This is a genomic window from Microcystis sp. T1-4, assembly GCF_000297435.1.
Taxonomy (GTDB): Bacteria; Cyanobacteriota; Cyanobacteriia; order Cyanobacteriales; family Microcystaceae; genus Microcystis.
In genome coordinates this window covers 19316-27540 of record NZ_CAIP01000139.1, presented here as the reverse complement: position 1 = coordinate 27540, position 8225 = coordinate 19316, and the positions used below count along the sequence as shown (strand labels likewise).

Genomic DNA, 8225 nt, shown 5'->3' with positions numbered 1-8225 from the left:
ACACCCCACACCCCACACCCTGTCCCCAAGAAAAACTTTTTGCCGCAGACCCTAGTTAGCGTCCGAGGGCGTGTAATCCGTTAATAATTTCGGCACAGCGCTCGGTAACTGCCTGTAAAGCTTCTCTTTTGTTAGAAATCGGTGGCGGCAGCACTTCGCCGATGCGAATAGTTAAGGGGATACTATGGGGAAAAGAAGAACCTTTTTGAAAAATCTTTTCTGTCCCCCACAAACTGACGGGTAATAGGGGAACTCCCGCTTTAGCGGCAATCATCGCCGCACCTAGTTTTGGTTGATGGATCAATCCGTCCTCGGTGCGCGTTCCCTCCAGAAACACTCCCACTGCCCAGCCCGCCGCTAATGCTCCCATCGCCGCCCGAATTGCCCCGCGATCACCACTGCCGCGTTTGACGGGATAGGCCCCATAAAGAGCGATCGCCTGTTTTAAAATCGGGATGGTGAATAATTCCTCTTTAGCCATATAAGCTACAGGACGACCTACGGCACAGGATAATAGGGGTGGATCGAAGTAACTGGCGTGATTGCAGACGATAATCAGAGGATGACGCCGGGGGACATTTTCCACTCCGTAAACGCGACCACGAAAATAGCCGTGTAGGGTGGGGCTAACGATCGACCATTTAAAGAGATGATATAAAACTAAACTGGCAAAAGGTTCTCGCTCTTGAGGCTGGTTCATGACTGACAACTGTTCCCTAGACATGGAAAAGCCCTTGGGAGTCTTGCCGTGTTTCGACCCCAAGGACTTTGCTTTCTTCTCACTCCTCACACAATTAAAATATATAGTAATTTATTGGTTAGGGAAAGGTTAAGCGTGCCGCTTTCTTAACTGGCATAATTACTTACCTAGGGTTGGCTGAAAAAAAGTTGGGTTAAAATATAAAGGCCAAATCTAGTTAGAAAAAGAGAGTTTTTATGGAAAAACAGGTAAATTGTGCTGTAGATTGCCTAAATGGTTGTATTTTAGGCGATCGATGCCCCAATCAAGCCCATGCCGCCGAAGCAGCCAAATTTATTGCCGCAACTTCTTTGGAAAAGATGTTAGAAATGGCAGAAGCCGCTAGACTGAAAAAACTGACGCAACCGACCCAATGGATTATTCCCGAGGATTTCTAGGGTTTGGCCGGGGAATTGGGTTAGAAGTCAGTATTGAGGAGACTCCGAGACAGTATTTAGCTTTTTAGCCGTCAGCCATCAGCTTTTTCTCCCTGCTCCCCGCACCCTTCTGCCAAGTCTGGCGCTCCCCGGTCTCATTTTCTTCCCTAGCCACCCGGATTAAGAGGGCCGCTAAAAAGAGACTAGCTAAACTGGAACTGCCGCCATAACTAAAGAGGGGGAAAGGTAAGCCGGTAGTGGGTAAAGAACCAGTGGCCACACCGATATTTAACAGGGATTGACCGATTAAAATTACCATCGCCCCGATCGCCACTAATTTTTTGATGCGATGACGACATTTAACCGCCACGATCAGGGCGAGAGTAGCGTAGAGAAATAGCATGATTAACAGTAAAATACCGCCAACAAAACCAAATTCCTCGCCAAAGACAGCGAAAATAAAATCCGTATCCGGGAAGGGTAGATAAAATAATTTTTGTTGGGATAAACCGTAACCGCTGCCGGTAGTTCCGCCAGAACCGATCGCCAGTAAACTCTGCACTAATTGATAACCATCACCCCGGGGATCCTGCCAGGGGTCTAGGAAAGATAAAATCCGTTTTCTCTGGTATTCGCGGAAAGTAACACTAACCACAGCCATAGTTACACCCAGTAAAGCGGTGCTGGTCATGTAGGATAAAGGCAGACCAGAGGCAAGAGCGATCAGCCAGAGAGTTATACCACACAGAGCAGTGGTACTCAAGTTAGGTTGTAAGAGAATGCCGGCTAGAATTAGCCCAAAAATAGCGATCCAAGTTAACCGTTGATTGACATTTAAACGCGGCCAACCACCGAAAACCGCCGCCCCTTGCAGGACGAGAAACGGTTTCATAAATTCTGACGGTTGCAAGAGAATCGGCCCGATTTTAATCCAACGGGTGGCACCATTGATATTAGCTCCTAAACCGGGGATAAGAGTGATCAAAATTAATCCTAAAACTAATAAAATCATCCAGGGGGCGATTTTGAGGAGTTTCTCGATCGGCAATCGCACCAGGAAATTAAAGCCAATTAAGCCAATCCAAAGCCAGATTAATTGGCGGATAAAATAGTATAGTCCGTTATCAAAGCGACTGTCAGCCAGAGCGTAGGAGGCGGAAAAAAGCACGACTAACCCGACTGACAGCCACAAAAAAGTCATCCAGCGCAATAACCGCGCTTCGGCTGACCAGTTTTTCACATCGGGGTCAAAAATAGGAATAATATATTGCCACACGGAGATTTTCGAGAAGAAGTATCTTGCAGAGATTAACCGAGAAGACTAAGTTCGATCGCAGTTTGTTCCACTATCCGACGGCGACATGGCCGATTAAACCGACATTTTCACCGTGCCATTCTAGGGTATCACCGATCGCCTGACCATCGTGATAGGCAGCCAAGAGAATTTCCGCCGTTTTTCCCCAAACAATATTCCCCTGACGATCAAGGGAAATCATGCCCAGATCCCGACCATTAGTTTGGGATTCGTGCATGGATTTCTCCACGGCAGCGGCGAGGGAAAAACCATCGGTGACGCGAATAACCACCTTAGCGGCTAAACACTCATCGATAATATCTTCCCCGACTCCCGTACAACTTACTCCTGCCCATGGATTCGCATAATTGCCCGCTGGCATGGCACTGTCACTAACGCGACCGATTCTTTCTAGTCCCTTGCCTCCGGTAGAAGTTCCGGCGGCGATGTCTCCTTGTTGATCAAGGGCCACCACCCCGATGGTTCCCCGTTGCGCTGACGAGTCGGCGAATAAACGGGCCATTTTGCGATTAAAATTCGTCTTTCTTTCCTCCATCCATTCTTGAATCCGATAATCGGTTAGGGGATCATAGAGGGGAATTTGTAATTCTCGGGCCAGATCGGCAGCTCCAATTTCCGAGAGAATGCGATCCTCTTGACTTTGGAGAAAGTGGGCTAGGCTAATGGGATTCTGTACCCGCGAGACGTTAATGACACCGCTTAAACGCTGATGACGACCATCCATCAAGGCTGCACTCATTCGCACCTGACCGTCCGATTGCACCACCGAACCAGTCCCAGCATTAAATCGCGGTTCATCCTCCAGTAACATACATCCTTTTGTCACCGCCTCCACAGCACTTGCACCATTGTCAAGGAGGTTGTAAATATTCTTAACAATCCCCCGGAGAGAATCGCGCACCGATTCTAAACCACCTTTGTCCTCTAGGGAACTCGCTCCCCCATGAATAATTAACTTCGGGTTTACTCTGGTCATTATTGTTCTAACTTCACATTACCGATTAGATCTAAACTATCACGTTATCGCTACTCCGCTTCTCTAGTGCCGTCTTAACTGGTAAGTAGGGTTTGCGGCAAAAAGTTTTTTGTGGGGACAGGGTGTGGGGTGTGGGGTGTAGGGTTTTACCGATAACGAATTGATTGGGGATTTGAGCGGGTAAGTGCCAATTGACTCCCTTAAAGCCTAATCATCAGCGATCCTTAAAAAGAGGGCGAACGAGGGGACTCGAACCCCCGAGTGGTGGAACCACAATCCACTGCCTTAACCACTTGGCTACGCTCGCCGTACACATATCTACTATACCAGAAAAGGAATCATTGACAACAGGTTTTTTATCCTAATTCGGGCTATGGTTAGGGTAAGTGAGTGATGATTTGAGAGCTTATGAAATTGGCAAGGTTAGGGGGAATGGTGGTAGGAGTGGTTTTAGGGGGAATTGCGGGAATATTGCTGACAACTAACCCCAATCGTCAAGATTACGAACAATACGCTTCCCAGAGGTTAACTAGCTATCTCAAGGATAATGTCTGCGCTCGGGCGCAAGCTTCCCTCGAAGTGCAGGCTCTCTTGCGGGGTTACTGTAAAATGTTGGTGGATACGGGTCATCCTTTTTTACAAGAAGCGATCGCCACTAACACCACTAGAAAGAATTTTGTCATTTTCAGCGTTTATCAAACGGAATTATGGTTCCCTCCGCCTTTACCTAGTTATCACTTCAGCACCGTCGGTTTTTTGAATAAATTATACATCTACGAAGCTTTAGAACTATAGTCAGACAATTGAAATTTTGATAGTGATTTTATTGTAGTGGTGATAGCTGAAACTTTGCCTAATTGGGCATTTTTTTTTATTGTCAGTGATGGGGATTTCCTCCATTTACGGAAAAAAGCAGACTTTGCCATTCCAAAAGTACAGGAGTCGGGATACTGAGAGAGCGGGGATTGTCTAGGGGTAGGGAAAGCTCGATCGCTTCGGTAACGGGTAGCTGTGCTAAGATATCCTGCATCTTGTATTGACCAACGTTAGCTGCGGGTGATTCTTGGGCAAAAGCATCCTCAGCCGCTAAAATTTGGCCTTTAGCAGTGGTTATCGTTAATCTTTCCGGGTGAAGAAACTCAATCCCCTCTGGAAATCCCACCAAGCGCAAACTAATTTCTACCGTTTCCCCATCTTTAACTCGTTTAAATAACACCACCTGCCAAGGACTACCGGTATCATCGCGCAAACTATGACGGGATTGATACAACAGCTGCCCCGGTCCTTCTGGCTGTTGTCTGGTTAGAGCTAGTGCGGACAAGGAAAAATCGATTTGAAGGCTGATAAATACCAAAAAACTGACGATAACACAAAATAATAATAGAAATCGTTTCATAACTTTATTGACATTAGCTAAAAAATATGGTATGAGCTTCGGCACTTGAGCCAAATTAATATAATTATATCACTATATAGTTAATTATTCAAAAAAAGCTGCTCTGCTGTCAAGGGAAGTGGAGCGGCTTTTGTCCGCAAAGACATTGTATGATTGATTAGATAAATTGATGGTTGCAAGTAACTTCGAGATGGCTAACAAACCCGATGAATTTGCCAGAACAGAAATCAGCGATAGTCTGAAAGAGGAAGCAGAGCAAGAAATCCGCGAAAAACAGAAAATAGTTGATTACGACACAAAGGAATATCCTGTGGAAGTTTTAGTTCAAAAATATAAAGATGGTTTAGAGGACGACATCAATGAACTTTATATACCAGATTACCAAAGAGAGATGATCTGGCCAGAAGCTCACCAGTCGAAGTTCATTATTTTTTAAAATAAACTGGGCTTTATTATTATGTTCGTAGGGAAATTGACAAGCTGGGTCGATATCATAACCCGCTTTAACGATTAGTCCAGCTTTCTCAAAACCATGGGTTAGCCCCCCAGCCCCACAAAATAGATCCACTGTAGAGATATGGTCAATCAATGACAAGCTTTATATCCTCCGCTCAAAGATAGGGACAACCTTCGATCCTAGCCCATCGATCGAAAAACTACTATTGGGTCCACTGGTAGAAACAAAGTGAACAGTCACAGAACTTAACGGCCTATGATTAAAGAGACGAGGAATCAGAACCCAAAATAAATCCTCGCCCTGCCATTGCCTTGATTCTCCCTGATAATTATGGGACTTTTTGCCCGTCACCAAAACCTCCGTCAGTGGTTTAAATCCCAACACTTCGGACGTAGCGCGACCGATAGTCGTTATGCTTTACTGGTAGCCTGTTTCATCGGAATTCTCTCCGCCCTTGCCGCTATTATCCTGAAATTGGGCATCGGTTGGTTAGGTGGTTGGCGGGTGCATCTAGTAGCCAATTCCTCTCCTTTCCTAGTTTTGCCCCTCGGCGGTTTTCTGCTTGGTTATAGCGCTGGTTGGATTGTCGAACACTTCTCCCCCGCGGCCGCTGGGGGGGGTATTCCCCAAGTAAAAGCGGCCCTAGCTAAATATCCTTTGCCCCTGTCTTGGCGCGTTGCCGTCGTAAAAATGATCGGGGCGATCCTGATCCTTGGCGGTGGTTTAACCCTTGGTCGTCGGGCCCCGACGGTACACATCGGGGCAGCCCTAGCGGCCCAATTAAGCATATGGCTGCCCACCAGTCCCGATCACCGTCGTCAGATGATCGCAGCCGGGGCAGCCGCGGGGTTAGCGGCCGGTTTTACTACTCCCATCGCCGGGGTCCTCTTTGTGATCGAGGAATTAATGCGCGATGTTTCCAGTATGACCCTAGAAACGGCGATTGTGGCTTCCTTTACCGGGGCCGTGGTTTCGATGATGCTGCAGAATACCCCCTCGATCATCACTGAATATGCCAATATTAGCTTCTCTGCCCAAGAAATACCCATTTATTGCCTTTTAGGGGCTTTAGCGGGCTTATTGGGGGCTTTATTCAATCAAGGCATCCTTTTTTGTAGCCAGCTGCAGCGGCGTTGGCGGTTATCTCTGGCTTGGCGCATCGGTCTGGTCAGCTGGTTATCGGGAACGGTAGTGGCTTTTTTACCCGACTTTTTTCGAGATAATACGGGTTTACGCGAGTTTTTGCTGGCAGGGGAATTAAGCTGGCAGAATACCGCCCTCGCTTTTGTGGTCTATTTTTTCCTGACGATGATCTCCTACAGTTCCGGCGCCCCTGGAGGACTCCTCGCCCCCGCTTTGGTGTTGGGATCCTGTTTGGGGTTTCTGGTGGGGGGAATCGAGACGAAAATTATGGGTTTCGGCAGCGAACCTAGTTATGCTTTAGCGGGTATGGGGGCCTTTTTTACGGGAGTAGTCAGGGTTCCGGTAACGGCGATCGTGATTGTCTTTGAACTGCATCGCAATTTTAATATTGTGCTGCCCCTGATGTTGACCTGTGCCGTTTCTTATATCACTGCCGAAAGCATTCGCCCCGGTTCCCTCTATCAGCATTTACTTTCCGCTAGTGGTATTATTCTCAACGAGGAAACCCCGGCTAACGATGTGCTGGCCCATCTGTCGGCTATAGATGTGATGCAATCCCAGGTGGAAATTCTGCCGGCGGATTTACCCCTGGGGGAAGTGGTGAAAATTATGTCCCGTTCCCATCATCGCGGTTTTCCCGTGGTGGAACAGGGGCGACTATTGGGGATTTTTACCCAAAGTGATCTGGATAAATGGCGATCAAAAAACAGTCAAACCGTCCTGCGGGAGATGATGACTCCCAATCCGATTACGGTGGCTCCCCAGGCAGCTTTAACCGATGTTTTATTTCTGTTGAATCGCTATCAGCTTTCCCGTTTACCCGTTACCGACGGTCAAAAACTGGTGGGGATCATCACCCGCACTGATATTATCCGGGTGGAAGCTGATCAATTAGGGGGGGTTTGTCAACTGCCTCAACCCACTACCCCTTCCTATGTGGTTTATCAAACTCGTTCTCCGGCTGTGGGAATAGGCCGGATTTTGTTACCCATTGCCAATCCCGACACCGCTACCGCTTTGTTTAAAATTGCCGCTGCCATCGCCCGTGAACGCAATTATGAGATAGATTGTCTCTATGTGATTACTGTGCCTCGTCTTAGTTCTCCGGCGGAAGTCCGGGTAGATACACGCGAAGGACGCAAATTACTTCATCGTCTGGAAAGATTAGCCCGTCAGCAGCATATCTCTGTTCATACGCAAATTTCCGTGGCTCAGGACATCGCCGACGGGATTTTGGCCACGATTCGCGAACGACACAGCAATTTATTAATTATGGGTTGGACGGGGGAAAAATCGACTACTGGGGCGATTTTTGGGTTTTCAGTCGATACTTTGATCGCCCAAGCTCCCTGTGAAACCATCTTGGTAAAATTAGGAACAAAGGATTGTTTTCCCAACGATCCTAATCGGGAAAGGATTTGGCTGATTCCCACCGCCGGCGGTCCGAATGCCCAACGCGCTTTAGCATTATTGCCTAGTTTGCTGTCCTTGTCCGAGTCTTCGGATCATCCCAAACTTTGGTTATGTAAAATCTATTCTCCGACGGAGTTACTGCCAGACCTGTCCACTTTGGAAGTTTTACAAGCATCTTTACAGAAAGCGATCGCAGAGCCGATTGTACCTTTACCGATTCGTTCGGCCTCTCCGGCCGAGGCAGTCATTGATCTGGTAGAATCGGAGGATTGTTCTTTGGTGCTTTTGGGTGCATCGAGGGAAAGTTTGCTCAATCAGTTATTAAATGGCAATATCCCCTCGACGATTGCCCGTGCCGTTAACTGCACTGTGATTCTCGTACGAGGGGAATTATCAGATTAGGTTATTA

General features: G+C 47.4%; 9 protein-coding genes and 1 tRNA gene. 4 read left to right on the top strand and 6 right to left on the bottom strand.

What is annotated here, in order from left to right; translation table 11 throughout:
* Nucleotides 1-55 precede the first annotated feature (55 nt).
* On the bottom strand, nucleotides 56-724 hold the full coding sequence (locus tag MICAI_RS08215) for a lysophospholipid acyltransferase family protein (RefSeq protein ID WP_008200267.1): 669 nt from the start codon (nucleotides 722-724) through the stop codon (nucleotides 56-58).
* Between the two features lie 212 nt (nucleotides 725-936).
* Here MICAI_RS08215 and MICAI_RS08210 point away from each other — a divergent pair, with 212 nt between their 5' ends.
* Nucleotides 937-1137 carry a hypothetical protein gene (locus MICAI_RS08210; RefSeq protein WP_008200265.1) on the top strand — a complete coding sequence of 67 codons (201 nt, stop codon included), beginning with the start codon at nucleotides 937-939 and terminating at the stop codon, nucleotides 1135-1137.
* A gap of 64 nt (nucleotides 1138-1201) precedes the next feature.
* Here the strand turns inward: MICAI_RS08210 and MICAI_RS08205 are convergent, their stop codons facing one another.
* The 3 genes from MICAI_RS08205 to MICAI_RS08195 all read right to left on the bottom strand — a co-directional run bounded on the left by MICAI_RS08205 (nucleotide 1202) and on the right by MICAI_RS08195 (nucleotide 3714).
* The gene (locus MICAI_RS08205) at nucleotides 1202-2392 is read right to left on the bottom strand and encodes an FtsW/RodA/SpoVE family cell cycle protein (RefSeq protein WP_008200263.1); all 1191 of its coding nucleotides are present in this window, start codon (nucleotides 2390-2392) and stop codon (nucleotides 1202-1204) included.
* A gap of 70 nt (nucleotides 2393-2462) precedes the next feature.
* A complete protein-coding gene (locus MICAI_RS08200; RefSeq protein WP_008200261.1) occupies nucleotides 2463-3407 on the bottom strand; it encodes an isoaspartyl peptidase/L-asparaginase in 945 nt (314 codons plus the stop codon).
* Between the two features lie 234 nt (nucleotides 3408-3641).
* Nucleotides 3642-3714: transfer RNA gene (locus MICAI_RS08195), tRNA-His, on the bottom strand.
* Between the two features lie 101 nt (nucleotides 3715-3815).
* On the opposite strand from MICAI_RS08195, the gene MICAI_RS08190 reads away from it, so the two are divergent.
* Complete coding sequence (locus MICAI_RS08190; RefSeq protein WP_008200259.1) at nucleotides 3816-4202, top strand: DUF4359 domain-containing protein; 387 nt, start codon at nucleotides 3816-3818, stop codon at nucleotides 4200-4202.
* 82 nt (nucleotides 4203-4284) lie between these two features.
* Here the strand turns inward: MICAI_RS08190 and MICAI_RS08185 are convergent, their stop codons facing one another.
* Entirely contained in the window at nucleotides 4285-4803 is a 519-nt protein-coding gene (locus MICAI_RS08185) for a DUF3122 domain-containing protein (protein ID WP_008200258.1), read from the bottom strand.
* Nucleotides 4804-4993: 190 nt separating this feature from the next.
* Here MICAI_RS08185 and MICAI_RS22500 point away from each other — a divergent pair, with 190 nt between their 5' ends.
* Complete coding sequence (locus MICAI_RS22500; protein WP_232306162.1) at nucleotides 4994-5239, top strand: hypothetical protein; 246 nt, start codon at nucleotides 4994-4996, stop codon at nucleotides 5237-5239.
* On the opposite strand, the gene MICAI_RS26355 is transcribed toward MICAI_RS22500, so the two are convergent.
* The gene (locus MICAI_RS26355) at nucleotides 5147-5371 is read right to left on the bottom strand and encodes a DNA cytosine methyltransferase (protein ID WP_232306161.1); all 225 of its coding nucleotides are present in this window, start codon (nucleotides 5369-5371) and stop codon (nucleotides 5147-5149) included. The two genes, MICAI_RS22500 and MICAI_RS26355, sit on opposite strands and share 93 nt — an antisense overlap.
* A 219-nt stretch (nucleotides 5372-5590) precedes the next feature.
* Here MICAI_RS26355 and MICAI_RS08175 point away from each other — a divergent pair, with 219 nt between their 5' ends.
* Nucleotides 5591-8218, top strand: coding sequence for a chloride channel protein (locus MICAI_RS08175; RefSeq protein WP_008200253.1), 2628 nt, complete (start codon nucleotides 5591-5593; stop codon nucleotides 8216-8218).
* The last annotated feature ends 7 nt before the right edge of the window (nucleotides 8219-8225 follow it).

Bases quoted from the DNA above. Each gene is read 5' to 3' on its own strand.
- MICAI_RS08185 (WP_008200258.1), bottom strand. From the start codon at position 4,803: ATGAAACGATTTCTATTATTATTTTGTGTTATCGTCAGTTTTTTGGTA.
- MICAI_RS08175 (WP_008200253.1), top strand. From the start codon at position 5,591: ATGGGACTTTTTGCCCGTCACCAAAACCTCCGTCAGTGGTTTAAATCC.
- MICAI_RS08215 (WP_008200267.1), bottom strand. From the start codon at position 724: ATGTCTAGGGAACAGTTGTCAGTCATGAACCAGCCTCAAGAGCGAGAA.
- MICAI_RS08200 (WP_008200261.1), bottom strand. From the start codon at position 3,407: ATGACCAGAGTAAACCCGAAGTTAATTATTCATGGGGGAGCGAGTTCC.
- MICAI_RS08210 (WP_008200265.1), top strand. From the start codon at position 937: ATGGAAAAACAGGTAAATTGTGCTGTAGATTGCCTAAATGGTTGTATT.
- MICAI_RS22500 (WP_232306162.1), top strand. From the start codon at position 4,994: ATGGCTAACAAACCCGATGAATTTGCCAGAACAGAAATCAGCGATAGT.
- MICAI_RS08190 (WP_008200259.1), top strand. From the start codon at position 3,816: ATGAAATTGGCAAGGTTAGGGGGAATGGTGGTAGGAGTGGTTTTAGGG.